The following is a 14,024-nucleotide window of genomic DNA, read 5'->3' as shown; positions in this document are numbered from 1 at the left end:
TGTCGTATCCCCGGTCGGGTGCCCAGAACGATACCCACCGCGCTCACCCATAGGGGTGAGATGTCCGGCCGGAGCACCGATGCGGATCAGCCATTGTCTCTCGTTCCGATGGCACATGTCAGAGGTAATCGGCCGAAATCAGACCATCGATCCAAGGAGTGAGACGAGCGGTGGACGTGGAGAAACGTATCTGCGCCACCGCTTCGCTCCCTGGTCCGCGAAGCGGCTGACGCACCATACGATCGGTGCGCCATGACAGCAGCAGCCAACCAGAGCGGTCGGCGACCCACCACCTCACGACGTCTGGAGCGGGCCGGCATCCGGGATGTGGCAGCAGCCGCCGGAGTGTCGATCACCACCGTCTCCGACGCCCTGAACGGGAAGGGCCGCCTGCCCGACGAAACCCGCAGCCGGGTGCGCGAGGTCGCCGAGCGCCTCGGCTACCGGCCGTCCGCCGCCGCCCGGACGCTGCGCACCGGCCGGTCCGGACTGATCGGACTGACCGTCACCACCTATGGCGAGGAGCCCTTCACCTTCACCGAGTTCGCCTACTTCGCCGAGATGGCCAGGGCCGCCACCAGCGCGGCGCTCGGCCGCGGCTACGCGCTGGTGGTGCTGCCCGCCTCCTCCCGGCACGACGTGTGGAGCAACGTCGCGCTGGACGGCACCGTGGTGATCGACCCGGCCGACCAGGACCCGCTGGTCAGCGAGCTGTACCGGTCCGGCGTCCCGGTGGTCAGCGACGGCAAGCCGGGCAACTGCCCGGTCACCGCCTGGGTGGACAACGACCACGAGGCGGCCGTGCTCGGCATCCTGGAGCACCTCAGCGAGGCCGGCGCCCGCCGGATCGGGCTGCTCACCGGCACCAGCACCGACACGTACACCCGGCTCTCCACCGACGCCTACCTCGGCTGGTGCGCCCGGGTCGGCCAGGAGCCGGTCTACGAGGCCTACCCCGCGCACGACCCGGCCGCCGGGGCGGTCGCCGCCGACCGGCTGCTGGCCCGTCCGGACCGCCCGGACGCGGTCTACGGCCTGTTCGACCCGAACGGCACCGACCTGCTGGCCGCCGCCCGCCGCTACGGCCTGCGGGTGCCGGACGACCTGCTGCTGGTCTGCTGCAGCGAGAGCGACGTCTACGCCGGCACCGAGCCGCCGATCACCACGCTCTCGCTCAAGCCCCGCCGGATCGGCACCACCGTCGTCAACCTCCTGATCGACGCGATCGAGGGGATCGACTCGGGCACCGGCATGACGGCCGACACGCCGACCAGCGGCGCCCGGCTCTTCCCGCCGCGCTACCGCACCGCCGGCACCGGCCCGCCGCCGGGCACCCTGATGCCCACCGAACTGATCATCCGGGCCTCCTCGCAGCGGCGCAGCCCGCGAACCACCGTCAGCCCGCCCCGCTCACCGGGCGAGGTCTGAACCCCGCAGCCGCTCCGGCCGAGCGCACGCGCACGGATTGACGTCCCCGAATCGATTTGGATGGCCACCGGGTGAGGACGACGGGAGAGTGGTCTTCCTATGATGGGCGGATGACACCCGAGGACCGCTACCCCGGGCCTGAACTGCCCCACTCAGGCCCCCACCCGCACCAGGACCTCGACGTGCTGCCGTACGGCTCGTACTACGAGCCCAACCCCCCTCAGGAGTACCAGGGTTCGCCCGGTGACCAGGCCGGGGAACAGCCCGGCGGCCAGGACGCCACCTACAGCGGGTACGGCGGCGCGCGCTACCTGGAGCAGCACTGGCCGGTGACCGGCCTGTCGCGGCCCGAGCCGGGCACCGACCCGATCTTCCTGGCGCCGCCGCCACCGGACGGCCCACCGTCACCGCCGTCTCCGCCGTCGCCGCCCTCGCACGACGACCCGCCGACCATCGAGCTCGGCCCGCCGATCACCGAGGACAACCCGTACGCCACGCCGTACCCGCAGCCGGCCGCCGATCCGGGCCCGGTCGGCCCGCTCTACGTGGTCGGCGACGTGCACGGCTACCTCGACGAGCTGCTCGCCGCGCTGCACCAGCAGGGCCTGGTGGACGCCGACGGCCACTGGGCGGCCGGCCGCTCCCGGGTCTGGTTCCTCGGCGACTTCACCGACCGCGGCCCCGACGGCATCGGCGTGATCGACCTGGTGATGCAGCTGGCCGCCGAGGCGGCCGCCGCCGGCGGCTACTGCCGGGCCCTGATGGGCAATCACGAACTGCTCTTCCTCGGCGCCCACCGGTACGGCGACGAGCCGGTGCAGTCCACCGCGGGCACCGCCTCGTTCCGCGCCGCCTGGCTGCTGAACGGCGGGCAGCAGCGCGACCTGGAGCGGCTGGAGGGGCACCACATCAGCTGGCTCTCCCGGCTGCCCGCGATGGCGCTGGAGGACGGCCACCTGCTGCTGCACTCGGACACCACGGCGTACCTGGAGTTCGGCAACTCGATCGACGAGGTCAACGACGCGGTGCACGACCTGCTCGCGGACGAGGGCGCGGACGAGTGGTGGGACGCGTTCCGCCGGTTCACCAAGCGGTTCGCCTTCCGCGGCGCCGGCGGTCCGATGGCGGCGGGCGAGCTGCTGGCGACGTACGGCGGGCACCGGGTGGTGCACGGGCACAGCCCGATCCCGTACCTGACCGGCGAGGCGAACAACGACAGCGGCGAGCGGCCGTACGTCCCCGGGCCGTACATCTACGCCGACGAGCTGGCGGTCGCGATGGACGGCGGGGTCACCATGGAGGGCCGCCTGCTGGTCGCACGGCTACCGGTGGACTGATCGCCCGTCAACCGTTCCCTCCCGGCCCGCACCCGCCTACTATCGAGCCACCCACCGGCTGGCCGCCGCGCCCACCCACGCAGGCCGGCCGCCGGTGGCCGCCTTCAGTTGTCGCCGTCGTGGTTGCCCAGCGGGTCGTGCGCACCGAGCAGGCTGTGCGGACTGCTCGGGATCAGCACCGCCGTGTTGACCAGCGCGAGCGCCCCGAAGCCGAGCCCCCAGCCGAGGCCCGCCACCGCGCCGAGCGCGGCCGCGCCGGCCGCGAAGACCACCGCCTTCACCGCCAGCACGCCCGGGCGCGGCAGCTTCACGGTGGCCCGCGGCGCGGCGTACCGGCCCCAGACCAGCGCGGCCAGCAGCGGGGAGCCGAGCCCGAGCAGCAGGTGGACCAGGAGCCGGTCGCCGACGCCGAAGCCCCACCAGGCCAGGAAGCCGAGCACCGCCAGCTCGATCAGGAACGCCAGACTTTCGTTCGCATAACGCAGTCCTCTAGGCATGCGGCCATCGTGACACGGTCATTAATATGACTGCATGTCAGCCACACTGCTCACCCGGACGGCCGCCTTCCGGGCCGGCTTCGCCCGCCGCCAGGCGGCCGAACTGGTCGAACTCCCCACCGCCGGTGGCATGGTGGTGTCGGACCCGCGGTTCCCGCTCTCCCACGAGCACAACCAGCTGCTGCTGACCGGCACGACCGAGCTCTCGGGCCTGCCGGAGCCGGTGGACCTGGCGGACCTCGCCGCGGCCGGCCACCGCCGGATCACCGTGCTGGACGAGGCGCTCGGCGCCGCCTGCACACCGGCGCTGCTCGCCACGGGGTACGTCCGGGAGACCGAGCTGGTGATGGCGCGCTCGACCGCCGGGTGCGCGCTGCCGGAGCCCCCTGCACAGGAAGTCGAGCAAGCCGACTTCCGAGACGCGTCGCTCGCGCAGACCCTGCGCTGGCTGCCGGACCGCCCCGACCGCCCCGAGGTGGCCGCGCAACTCGCCGACCGGCGGACGGCCCGACGGCAGGGCGCTCCGGACGTCCGCTTCCTCGCGGTGCGGGAGGGCGCCACCTTCGCGGCCTGGGCGGACCTCTACCTGGAGCCGGCGACCGGACTCGCCCAGATCGAGGAGGTGGTCACGGCCCACGGCCACACCCGCCGCGGCCACGCCGACACGCTGCTGGCGACCGCCCTGGCCCTGGCCGCCGCGGCGGGCTGCGGAACGCTCTTCCTGCTCGCCGACGCCGAGGACTGGCCCCGGCACTGGTACGCCCGGCGCGGCTTCGAACTCCTCGGCCGCAACCACTGCTTCGCCCGCCGCTAGAGCCTGTCGTGGGCGATGTCGTGCGCGAAGTGGAAGGCCACGATCGACATCCGCCGCCCGTGGTAGAACCGGTGCGCGCCGTGGTTCGACACCCCCGAGTCCAGCTCCAGCCGCACGCAGCCGGACCGCCGGGCCCGCTCCTCCAGCTCCGCGAGCAGCCTGCTGCCGGCGCCCGCCGAGCGCAGGTCGGGGTCGGTGACCAAGTCGTCCACCAGCAGCAGCCGCCCCCGACTGGTGGCCAGCACCCGGTGCGCCGCGACCGCCACGCAGCGGCCGCGCGGCTCGTACCCGGCGGTGAACACCAGGCCCTGCGCGTGCGCCTCGGCGGCGAAGGCGGAGAACTCCGCCCGGCCGAGACCGGGCCGCAGCAGGCGGATCAGCGGCGCGACGTCCCGTTCCAACTCCGGGTCGGCGGGTGTGAGATCACTGATGATCAGCTCCATGAGGCCCCAATCCTACGCCGCGGCGCCCGGGGCCTGTCTCCTGCCGTCTCTCACCCGCCTACCCGCCCACCCGCTCTACCGGTGCTCGCCCCCGCCGGTCGGCAGCCGGACCAGTGCCCGGGTGCCGCGCCCCGGCGCCGTCACGAGGTCCAGCGTGCCGCGCAGCAGATCGACCCGCTCGCGCAGCTCGTCCAGACCGCCGCCGCCCGGGTAGCGCGCCGCGGCGGCCGGTTCGAAGCCGCGCCCGTCGTCGAGCACCTCGGTCAGCACCTCGTGCGGCGCGATGTCGATGTGCACCACGACGTTGCCGGCCGCCGCGTGCCGGACCGCGTTGCGCAGGCACTCGCGGACGATCAGGAACAACTCCTCGGAGACGGCCGTCGGCAGCCACTCCTGCGCGCCCCTGACCCAGATCCTGATCTCCGGGCCGTCGGCCGGCAGCGAGGCGGCGAAGCCCTCCAGCGCCCGGGCCAGCGACCCCGCGCCGGCCGGGCGGCGCAGCCCGTCGGCGATCCGGCGGGCCTGCTCCAGCGCCTCGGCGACGGCCTCCCGGGCCGCCTCGACCTGCGGCGCCGGCGCGGTCCCGGCGAGCCGGGCCTGCCGCTCGTACTGGTCCAGCCGGCGGGCCGCCGCGTTGAGCGGGGCACCGAGCCGCTCCTGGACCTCGCGGGCCAGCGTGCGCTGCTCGCGCTCGTGCAACTCGCGGACCCGGCCGAGCAGTCGGCTGTCGTAGCCGACCGAGCCGCCCTCCAGCCGACGGCTGACGCCCTGGTGGAGCGAGCGGACGGCGGCGGCGTAGTTGTCGTCACAGCCGCGGCAGCGGGCCGGGTCGTCCGTCGTGGCACGGGGGTCGGCGTCGGCGTCGGCGTCGGCGACGGCCTGGTCCAGTGCCCCGAGCACGATGTCCTGGAGCAGGCGCCCGGCCCGGACCGAGTGGGCCGGATGCAGCGGCGTCGCACCGGCCGTGGGGCCTGCGGCGCCTGCGTGGTCGGTGGCCTCGGCACTCCGGCCGTCGGCCAGGCTCGCCGCGCAGTCCGCGAGGATCCGGCGGGCCTGCACCGCGCACTGCTCCCAGCCCTGCGGGTCGGCCGTCAGCGGGCTGTTGATCGCCCGCAGCGCCTCCCGGTACCGGGCCAGCACCGCCTGTTCCTGGCCGAGCAGCCGCTGCGCGGCGCCGTCCGGCCGTCCCCGCGACCCGCCCCTGCCCAACTGTCCGATGCCGGTCTGCCCGACGTCCATCCGGCCCCCTTCCGCGCAGGCCCCGACCGCGCGGACCTCCAGCCGACCACCGTCCCTCCCAGCCTGACCCCCGGCCGCCCCCGGAGCCAGCGTCCGCGTCCGCCGGACGGCGCTGCCGCAGCACCGGGCCGACACTGTCCCAAGTCCGTGCCAAGTAGGCTCGGCCTCATGGCCATCCCTCCTTTCATCACCGAACTGCGTGCCCTGATCGGCACCCGTCCGCTCTGGCTCTCCGTCGCCTCCGCCGTGGTGCTGGACGACCAGGACCGCGTGCTGCTCGGGCGGCGGGCGGACACCGGCGACTGGGCACTGATCGGCGGCATCATCGACCCGGCCGAGCAGCCGGCCGACACCGCCGTCCGCGAGTGCCTGGAGGAGGCGGGCGTGATCGCCGTCCCCGAGCTGCTGACCTCGGTCAGCGTCTCGCCGCCGGTCACGTACGCCAACGGCGACCAGACCCAGTACCTGGAGCTGACCTTCCGCTGCCGCGCGGTCGGTGGCGAGGCTCGGGTGAACGACGACGAGTCGCTGGAGATCCGCTGGTTCGAGCAGGACGCGCTGCCCGAGCTGGACGAGAGCAACCAGAGCCGGCTCACCGCCGCGCTGCACAGCACCGGCGAGGCCGCGTTCACCTTCTCCGGGCTGCCGGCGGTGCTGCCCGCCCTGCTGGGCGAGGCACCGCCGGAGCAGCCCTGACCGAACAGCGCCCTCCTTGGGGCCTGTCCGCCGTCAGAGCGAGGCCAGGTTCGCCACCAGGTCGTCCAGCCCGTACGAGCCCTGCGAGATCGCCTTCATGTGCCAGGCCTTCAGGTCGAAGTCAGCGCCGAGCCGGCGCTGCGCCGCCTCCCGGCCCGCCAGCCAGGCCCGCTCGCCGAGCTTGTAGCCGATCGCCTGGCCGGGCCAGCCGAGGTAGCGGTTGATCTCGCTGAGCCGGCGGGCCGGCGGGCTGCCCTGGTACTCGGCCAGGAACCGCTCGGCCAGCTCCGGGGTCCAGACCTCGCCCGGGTGGAAGCCGGAGTCGGCCGGGATCGCCAGCCGCAGGTGCATGCCGATGTCGGTGATCACCCGGATGATCCGCAGCATCTGCTTGGTCAGGTAGCCCAGGCGGTTGGCCGGGTCGGTGAGGTACCCCAGGTCGTCCATCAGGCGCTCGGCGTACAGCGCCCAGCCCTCGACGTTCGCGCTGACCTTGCCGAGGGTGACCTGATAGCGGCTCAGCTGGTCGGCGACGGCCGCCCACTGCGCGATCTGCAGGTGGTGGCCCGGCACGCCCTCGTGGTACCAGGTGCTGACCAGCTGCCAGGTCGGGAAGGTGTCCCGGCCCAGCGTCGGCAGGTAGGTGCGGCCGGGGCGGCTGAAGTCCAGGCTCGGCCCCTGGTAGAACGGCGCGGCGGCGCTGCCGGCCGGCGCGATCCGGGACTCGACCCGGCGCAGCGGTCCGGTGATGTCGAAGTGGGTGCCGTCGAGGGCCTCGATCGCCTCGTCCATGATCTGCTGCAGCCAGTCGCGGACGGCCTCCTCGCCCTTGATCGCGTGGCCGGACTCGTTCAGCTGCTCCATCGCCTGCATGACGGTCGCACCGGGCAGCACCCGGTCGGCCTCCACCCGCATCTCGGCGACGGTGCGGTGGAACTCCTCCCAGGCCCACTCGTACGCCTCGGCGACGTCCACGTCCGAACCGGTGGCGAGGCGCGCCGAGCGCAGGTACCGCTCCAGGCCGACCGCGTCCGGCACGTCGGCGGCGGCGGGCAGGTAGACGCCGTGCAGCCAGTCACGCAGCTCGGCGACGGCCGCGGTGGCACCGAGTGCGGCAGCGTCGAGCTCACCGCGCAGCCGCTCGCCGGCCGTGCCGCCGCCCGCGCCGTCACCGGCCGCGCCGACCAACTCGGCGAACCAACCGGCCCCGCCACCTGCTTGCCCGGTCCAGGCGTCCAGCTGCGCGATCACCGACTCGACCTGGCGGGGCGCGGAGAGCAGCCCGCGGTCGATCCCCTGCGCGAGCGTGGTGCGGTAGCCGGCCACCGCGCCCGGCAGATTGCGCAGCCGCCCGGCGATCGCGGTCCAGTCCTGCTCGGTCGCGGTCGGCATCAGGGTGAGGATCGAACGCACCTGGTGGATCGGCGAGTTCGTGTTGCGCAGCGCCCGCACGTGGTCGCCCGCCTCGTGCGAGGCGAGCTGCGCCGTCAGCCGTTCGCGCAGCAGCCGCGCGCACGCCGCCTCGGCCGGCTCCGCCGACGCCTGCGCGGGCAGCCGCTCCAGCGCGCCGAGCGCCTCCCGGGCCAGGTCGGCCATCGCCTCCCAGCCCTCCGGAGACAGGTCCACCTGCCGTTCGTCCCCGGGGTGGAGGCCGAGCGAGGCCGCGGTCAGCGGATCCCGCGCCGCCGTCCGATCGACGAACTCATCGGCGATCCCGCGCGGGGTGCTCCGGCCGTCCGACACGTGCTGACCTGGTGTGCGCTCATCTGACATGCCCCCATCCTGCCAACCGGGGGCGCTGCCGTCAGCAGGCTTTCGCCGGGTGTCTCAGCCGATCTGCTGCTCGCCGGCAGGCTGTACGGGCTGCGCGTATGGGTTCCCCGCCACGGGCTGCGCCGGCTGCACGGGCTGCATCGGCTGCACGTACTGCGCCTGCACCGGCTGCGGGTAGGCCACCGGCGCGGGCGCAGCCTTGCCGCGGGCCCCCTGCGCACGGAAGAAGTTGACGATCATCACGACCGGCAGGATGAACGCCTTGAAGAAGACGATGTAGCTGGTGCCCTGGAAGAGGAACGCCAGGTAGAACGCGTAGCCCGTGAACCCCAGCCCGAACAGCACGTTGAGGATCCGCCAGCCCTTGCTGAGCGCCCGCGAGTTGATCGCACCCATCACCAGCATGGCGACGCCGCTGACGAACAGCAGCACGACGTACCAGGAGAAGAACGGCTGCGCGCTGAAATCAAGGTTCACGAAAAGCCCCCGTATAAGGATCAGATAAACGCCGAAACCGACGACCGCGTACAGTACCGGCTCCCGGCGCCCTCGTCTCCCTCGATTCGGCCGGCCACCACGGGGGTGCGGTGGCCGGCCGAATCGTGCGTCCGCAGGGATCAGCAGCTGCCCGCCGCCCGGTCGCGGGTGACCAGGTCGGTGCGCCCCGCGGTGGCGTCGAGCCAGACCACCCGGGAGCCCTGATCGGCGGCCGCCTGGTACTGGCTGCCGCGGTTGCAGGAGAGCCGCTCGGAGGCGCCACCGGTGATCGGGAGCTGCCAGAGCTTGGGGAGGGCGGCGTTGGTCCAGCCATCAGCAGGCTTGTCGTTGCGCCACTCGTAGGTGATGAACCTGTCCGAGGCGGTGACGCTGAGGTCGGTGCCCGCCGGGGCGACCGACGAGTCGCCCGGCAGCACGGTGGTCACGCCGGAGCCGTCCAGCGCGCCGGAGCGGATCGAGCTGCGCTCGGTGCGGTCGGCGGGCATCTCCACCCACAGCAGCCGTCCGCCCGCCAGCAGCGCCGTCGTGACCCGGCCCGGGGCGGTGCCGGTCGAGGCGCCCGGCAGGTACTGCGCGGTGACCTTGCCGGCGGCGATCGAGTAGACGGTCGCCGCGGTGAGGTGGTTCTGACCGTCCGTCCAGGACTCGGTCCAGGCCAGGTTGCCGTCCTTGAGGCTCAGGCCGAACGCCGCATGGCCGTCGGCCAACGGGATCTCGACCGCCGGGGCGCCGGCGTGCGAGAGCTCGATCCGGGTGTGACCGGCGGCGGAGACCACGAAGGCGACGTCATCGCCCGAGACCTGGACGCTGCTGGGCTGCTGGGACCCGTTGGAGCTGAACAGGCTGCGGATCGGGCCGCCGGAGAGCGACCGGCTCAGCACCTCCATGCCCCACTTGCCCTGGGCGTCGGTGCCGATGGCCAGCCAGGCGGCGGACTTGCCGTCGGTGGCGGCCCAGCCGTGCAGCCGGCCGTCCGCCGGGCTGAGCTGGGTGGGCGCGCCGCGACCGGTGGTGGAGCCGGTGTACAGGCCGGACGGGGTCTTGCCGCTCGGGTCGGTGTCGGTCATCACCCAGTGGCCGTCGGCGGCGACCGGGGCGGACGGGGTGGAGGCGCCGGCCAGCAGCGTGCGGCTGTCCGTGCCGAGCCGGTGCTGCCAGCCGGACTTGATCCCGTGTGCGTCGAACGCCGCTGCCACCTCCCGCAGTTGGGACTTCGGGAGGTTGAGCGCCCGGCCGGCGGCGAGCACCGCGTTGCGACCGTCCACGAAGTCGTCCAGCGGGGTGAGGTAGTCGGCGAGCGCGCGGTAGATCAGCCGGTCGGCGGTGAGCGGGTCGAGGGTGCGCCGGATGTCCCACAACGCACCCGAAAAGATCGTGGAGTTGAGGTGCGCGCCGCCGCTGTCGATGTCGGGGCCCAGACCCAGGTAGTCGTTCACGGTGGTCTTGTGGTCGTCCAGCCGGCGCTGTGCGCAGGCCTCCGGCGTGCCGGTGCGGCACAGGCTCTCGCCGAGCAGCGCAGCCTTCGGGTCGCTCATCGACATGCCGCGGGTGGTCACCTCGATGGCGTTGCCGAAGTAGTCGGCCAGCCCCTCGTTCATCGCGCCGGCCTGACCGAAGCCGACCAGGTTGGCGGTGTTCTGGATGACGGCGTGGGTCATCTCGTGCCCTGCCACGTCGAGCGCGACGGCGAACGGGTAGTACTGCGGGCCGCCACCGCCGTAGACCATCTTCTGGCCGTCCCAGTAGGCGTTCGGGTACGGGGCGCCGCCGTTGGTCACGTTGACCACGGCGGTGATCGGGCCGTTCTTGCCGTCCAGACCGTCCCGGCCGAGCCGGTCGTGGTAGAAGTCGTAGACGATGCCGGCGTCGAGATGGGCGTTGGTGGCGCCGCTGCTGCCGCTGGTGGCGGGGAAGTCCGGGCCCGGGGAGCGGACCGGGAGACTGTCGGCGGGGATCCCGCCCTGGTAGTCGCCGGCGTCCCGGCCGGCCGCGTCGTAGGTGGTGATGGGGGCGGGCCGACTGAGGTCGGTGAGCTGGTAACTCCCGTCCGGCAGGCGGCCGATGTTCACCTTGGTGGAGGTGCCGAAGACGTCCGGCGCGGTCCCGGTGGCGGGTTCCAGGCCGGCGGCGGCCGGCGTGCCGGCGGTGGCGTTCGCGCCGACCGCGTACGGGGCGGTGGCGTCGCTGGTGAGGACGACGGCGCCGACGGTTGCGTCCACGTAGACATCGCGGACCAGCGGACCGCCGGTGGCCGAGTCGGTGCTGTGCACGCTGAAGTGCTGCGCCAGCCGGCCGGCGCCACCGGGCAGGATCACCGGGCCGCGGTCCTCGACGGTGGCCTTGGCCCGGGCGTCGGGGTCGGTGAGCGAGCCGAGCGCCATGGTGCGCAGCGCCTCGGCCGGCACGGTGGGCCGGGTCGGCGCGGTGAGCCCGGTGAAGTACTTCCCACCCGCCGACTCGACCCGCTGCGCGGCGCCGTCGCCGGTGAGATGGACCAGGTACTGCGCGCCCAACACCGGTATGCCATCACGGTTCTGCTGGAACCTGACGGTGCTTCCACCGTCGGCGGTGCGATCGGCACCGATCTCGGTGAGCTGCCCGGGATCGATCCGGTACCGGTCCTGGTGGGCCGCGAGGTAGGCCCGCGCGGCGTCGGCCGGGCTGCCGGGGGCCGCGTCGGCCAGGCCGGTGACCAGCTGCGGCGTGGCGGTGTCCTGCCCGGCCACCAGGCCGGGAACGGGGTCGGCGTCGGTGCCGGCCGCCTGTGCGGCCAGGGCCGGCGGCGCGGCCAGGGCCAGGGCCACGGCAGTGGTCAGCGCAGTGGTCAGGCCGAGGCCGAGCGCCTTCGGCGTTCGCGAACGGTGCTGCACGTCGCTCCTCTCATGGAACACGGAACACGGGGTCGGTGGCGGTACCCGCGCATGAGGTGATCACTCGTCAGGCCCGCCTCGACGGCGCCCTGCCGGGGTGGCGAGCAGCGGCAACGGCCGCAGCAGCAGGGCGAGTCGGCTTCATGCACTGACGGTTCGTCACCACCATAAGTCATCGATCAACATATGTCGATGATCAATTCAAGCAAGCAAACCGCCCATGGCCCGATTCGGGCCATGGGCGGTTCTGTAGGGAAGGAACACCGACCGCGCGAGCGGTCAGACCAGGTCCACGGATACGGCACGGCGGTGCCGCCAGTACGCCTGGCACCCGGTGCCCAGCAGCACGGCGCCACCGAGCAGGACGGCGACGATCACGCCCTGACGGAGCAGCAGGTGAGTATCCGTCCAGGGCTCCGGGAAGAACGGCGGGGCGATCACCAGCGTCCAGGGGAGGACCGCGAGCGCGACGCCGACGGCCCGCAGGCGATCGAGGCGCCGGGAGCCGAGGTGGAGCAGCAGGGCCAGGCTCAGCACCGCGGCGGGCCAGGGGGCCGAGGACTCCACCAGGCGCTGGACGGTCGGCGAGTAGAACAGGTCGAAGAACGCGTCCGGCTGATCGGGCCGCGGCAGCCGTGCCAGCAGGGGGAGCGCGGTGAGCGGCGTGGCGATCGCGAGGGCGGCGAGGGTGATCTCGGCGCAGCCGCGCCGGGACAGGTCGACGGCGTCCGGTGGGGCGATGAGCAGCAGTGCCCCGAGCCCGACCCACAGCCCGAGCAGGCCGTCGTACCGTTCGCCCGCCACCCCGGAGTGGACCAGCTGGATCACCGCCGGGGCGGCGAGCCGACCGAGGGTGCCCAGCAGGACCACCGCCCTGGCCGGCGCCCAGCGGCCGAGTACCGCGCAGAGCAGGGCCACGATCCAGGGGACGGTCTGCAGCAGCCCGACGGCGATCCGGGCGTTCTCGCCGCCCCAGCCGTAACCGGTGCCGGGCAGCAGGATCCCCAGCAGCAGCTCGACCAGACTCAGGCCCGCACCGCCCGCGAGGATGAACGGCGCGGCCCCCGCGGCGATCCGGCCACCGGGGTCGGCCGAGCCGAGCCGGGTGCGCAGCCGCAGCGCGTGCGCGGCGAGCCCGGCCCACTCGCGCAGGACCGCCCGGGTCCCCTCCCCCCGCGCGGACTCGGCGAAGACGGCGGCGATCTCCGCACCGTGCGTGGCACGGTACTCGGCGGGATAGAGCCCGAGCAGCGGCAGTCGCTCCGCCAGCGGGCGAGCGGTGGTCGCAGTAGTGTGCGCGGTGGTGCCCGATTCGCTCATGCCATCCCCCCGTTCGGCACGAACCGGCTGATCCCGAGCCGCCGTTCGGCCTCGACGACGCCCACCCGCAGGCGCTCGATCTCCTTGCCGAGGACGTCACGGCCCTGCTCGGTCAGCGCATAGCTGCGACGCAGTCGCCCGTCCACGATCTCCTCGCGGTCGATCCGGATCAGGCCCTGCTGAAGCAGCCGGTCCAGCGCCGTGTAGAGCGTGCCGGTGAGCAACTTGGTCCGGCCACCGGAGATGGCCAGCACTTCCTGAATGATCGCGTAGCCGTGCCGCGGAGCATCGGCCAGCGCGGTGAGCACGAGGCGGGTCGGCTCCTGTAGTTGACGGTCTGCCATGGAACGACCATAGATCACCGGTTGATATAAGTCGATGACTTAGCCATATCGGCCATGCCCTGTCGGCTACTGCGGAACGTCACGGACGCTGCGCTGGAGGACATCGGTGAGGACGCCGGCCGCAGTGACGAAGTCGTTGTCGTCGTGCAGCACGATCAACCCGTGGTGAGCTGCGGTCGCGCAGACCATGAGGTCGACAGTGGACAGGGCCCGGACGGCTCCGCCGCTCCGCGCGAGCCGGAACTGGGCGGCCTCGATCCAGGCCCACATGTTCTTCGGCAGGGGCACGTCCGGGTACAGGTCGGCGAACATCTCGCCCATCTGCTCGTAGTGCACGAGGTTGCGCGCGGAACGTCGGAACTCGGTGCGCTGAGGAGCACAGGATCCGATGACGCGAAGGTCGATGTCCTCCCCCCACGCGTCGTTCAGGTGCTGCTCGCGCTGCAGTCGCCACACGGCAGTGGAGTCCGCGAGGTACCGGATCACTCCTCCCCCTGCTTCTCGGCCTCGTGGAGCTGCTGCCACCCCTCGTAGTCCCACTGCTGGGCGGCCTGGAAGTGCCGAGCACGCCGGGCGGCCCGTTCGTGCCTCTCGGCGTACTCGCGGAGGGCGGTGTTGACCACGTCCTTCTTGGTCGCGCCCCCGGAGAACCGCAAGGCCTTCGCCAGAGCGTCATCATCCAGATCGATGGTTGTCACGCTCATACTTGCCTCCGTTATATAAGACCAACAACACTCTTGAATGTAGCAGCGACCGACCGTTCCC

General features: G+C 73.0%; 14 protein-coding genes. 4 read left to right on the top strand and 10 right to left on the bottom strand.

Translation table 11 applies throughout. The features are described 5' to 3' along the window. Positions 1 to 252 precede the first annotated feature (252 nt). Both AC060L_RS03735 and AC060L_RS03730 read left to right on the top strand, forming a co-directional pair. Positions 253 to 1,428: a LacI family DNA-binding transcriptional regulator gene (locus AC060L_RS03735; RefSeq protein ID WP_483796939.1), complete on the top strand. Its 1,176-nt coding sequence runs from the start codon at positions 253 to 255 to the stop codon at positions 1,426 to 1,428. A gap of 110 nt (positions 1,429 to 1,538) precedes the next feature. After that, on the top strand, positions 1,539 to 2,765 hold the full coding sequence (locus tag AC060L_RS03730) for a metallophosphoesterase (RefSeq protein ID WP_483796938.1): 1,227 nt from the start codon (positions 1,539 to 1,541) through the stop codon (positions 2,763 to 2,765). A gap of 104 nt (positions 2,766 to 2,869) precedes the next feature. Here AC060L_RS03730 and AC060L_RS03725 read toward each other — a convergent pair whose 3' ends face one another. After that, complete coding sequence (locus AC060L_RS03725) at positions 2,870 to 3,262, bottom strand: YrdB family protein (protein WP_483796937.1); 393 nt, start codon at positions 3,260 to 3,262, stop codon at positions 2,870 to 2,872. Positions 3,263 to 3,296: 34 nt separating this feature from the next. Here AC060L_RS03725 and AC060L_RS03720 point away from each other — a divergent pair, with 34 nt between their 5' ends. Next, a complete protein-coding gene (locus tag AC060L_RS03720) occupies positions 3,297 to 4,076 on the top strand; it encodes a GNAT family N-acetyltransferase (RefSeq protein ID WP_483796936.1) in 780 nt (259 codons plus the stop codon). Here the strand turns inward: AC060L_RS03720 and AC060L_RS03715 are convergent. Continuing rightward, complete coding sequence (locus AC060L_RS03715; RefSeq protein ID WP_483796935.1) at positions 4,073 to 4,519, bottom strand: GNAT family N-acetyltransferase; 447 nt, start codon at positions 4,517 to 4,519, stop codon at positions 4,073 to 4,075. The two genes, AC060L_RS03720 and AC060L_RS03715, sit on opposite strands and share 4 nt — an antisense overlap. 75 nt (positions 4,520 to 4,594) lie before the next feature. Continuing rightward, a complete protein-coding gene (locus AC060L_RS03710; RefSeq protein WP_483796934.1) occupies positions 4,595 to 5,758 on the bottom strand; it encodes a sensor histidine kinase in 1,164 nt (387 codons plus the stop codon). 168 nt (positions 5,759 to 5,926) lie between these two features. On the opposite strand from AC060L_RS03710, the gene AC060L_RS03705 reads away from it, so the two are divergent. Then, positions 5,927 to 6,454, top strand: a complete 528-nt coding sequence (locus AC060L_RS03705; protein WP_483796933.1) for an NUDIX hydrolase — start codon at positions 5,927 to 5,929, stop codon at positions 6,452 to 6,454. A gap of 33 nt (positions 6,455 to 6,487) precedes the next feature. On the opposite strand, the gene AC060L_RS03700 is transcribed toward AC060L_RS03705, so the two are convergent. From AC060L_RS03700 to AC060L_RS03670, 7 genes are all read right to left on the bottom strand, one after another. Next, positions 6,488 to 8,227, bottom strand: coding sequence for a DUF885 domain-containing protein (locus AC060L_RS03700; RefSeq protein WP_483796932.1), 1,740 nt, complete (start codon positions 8,225 to 8,227; stop codon positions 6,488 to 6,490). 54 nt (positions 8,228 to 8,281) lie between these two features. Further along, a complete protein-coding gene (locus tag AC060L_RS03695) occupies positions 8,282 to 8,704 on the bottom strand; it encodes a hypothetical protein (protein WP_483796931.1) in 423 nt (140 codons plus the stop codon). Between the two features lie 140 nt (positions 8,705 to 8,844). Further along, complete coding sequence (locus AC060L_RS03690; RefSeq protein ID WP_483796930.1) at positions 8,845 to 11,595, bottom strand: M4 family metallopeptidase; 2,751 nt, start codon at positions 11,593 to 11,595, stop codon at positions 8,845 to 8,847. A 279-nt stretch (positions 11,596 to 11,874) separates the two neighbouring features. Continuing rightward, positions 11,875 to 12,915 carry a hypothetical protein gene (locus AC060L_RS03685; RefSeq protein ID WP_483796928.1) on the bottom strand — a complete coding sequence of 347 codons (1,041 nt, stop codon included), beginning with the start codon at positions 12,913 to 12,915 and terminating at the stop codon, positions 11,875 to 11,877. Beyond that, positions 12,912 to 13,259 carry a PadR family transcriptional regulator gene (locus AC060L_RS03680; protein ID WP_483796926.1) on the bottom strand — a complete coding sequence of 116 codons (348 nt, stop codon included), beginning with the start codon at positions 13,257 to 13,259 and terminating at the stop codon, positions 12,912 to 12,914. Before AC060L_RS03680 ends, AC060L_RS03685 begins: the two co-directional genes overlap by 4 nt. Positions 13,260 to 13,325: 66 nt before the next feature. Then, positions 13,326 to 13,745, bottom strand: a complete 420-nt coding sequence (locus tag AC060L_RS03675; protein ID WP_483796925.1) for a PIN domain-containing protein — start codon at positions 13,743 to 13,745, stop codon at positions 13,326 to 13,328. After that, positions 13,742 to 13,963, bottom strand: a complete 222-nt coding sequence (locus AC060L_RS03670) for a type II toxin-antitoxin system VapB family antitoxin (RefSeq protein ID WP_483796924.1) — start codon at positions 13,961 to 13,963, stop codon at positions 13,742 to 13,744. The genes AC060L_RS03675 and AC060L_RS03670 overlap by 4 nt, the downstream gene beginning before the upstream one ends. Between the last annotated feature and the right edge of the window lie 61 nt (positions 13,964 to 14,024).

The sequence above is a fragment of the Kitasatospora sp. NEAU-69 genome (assembly GCF_057158765.1).
This window is presented reverse-complemented; position numbering and strand designations above follow the sequence as displayed.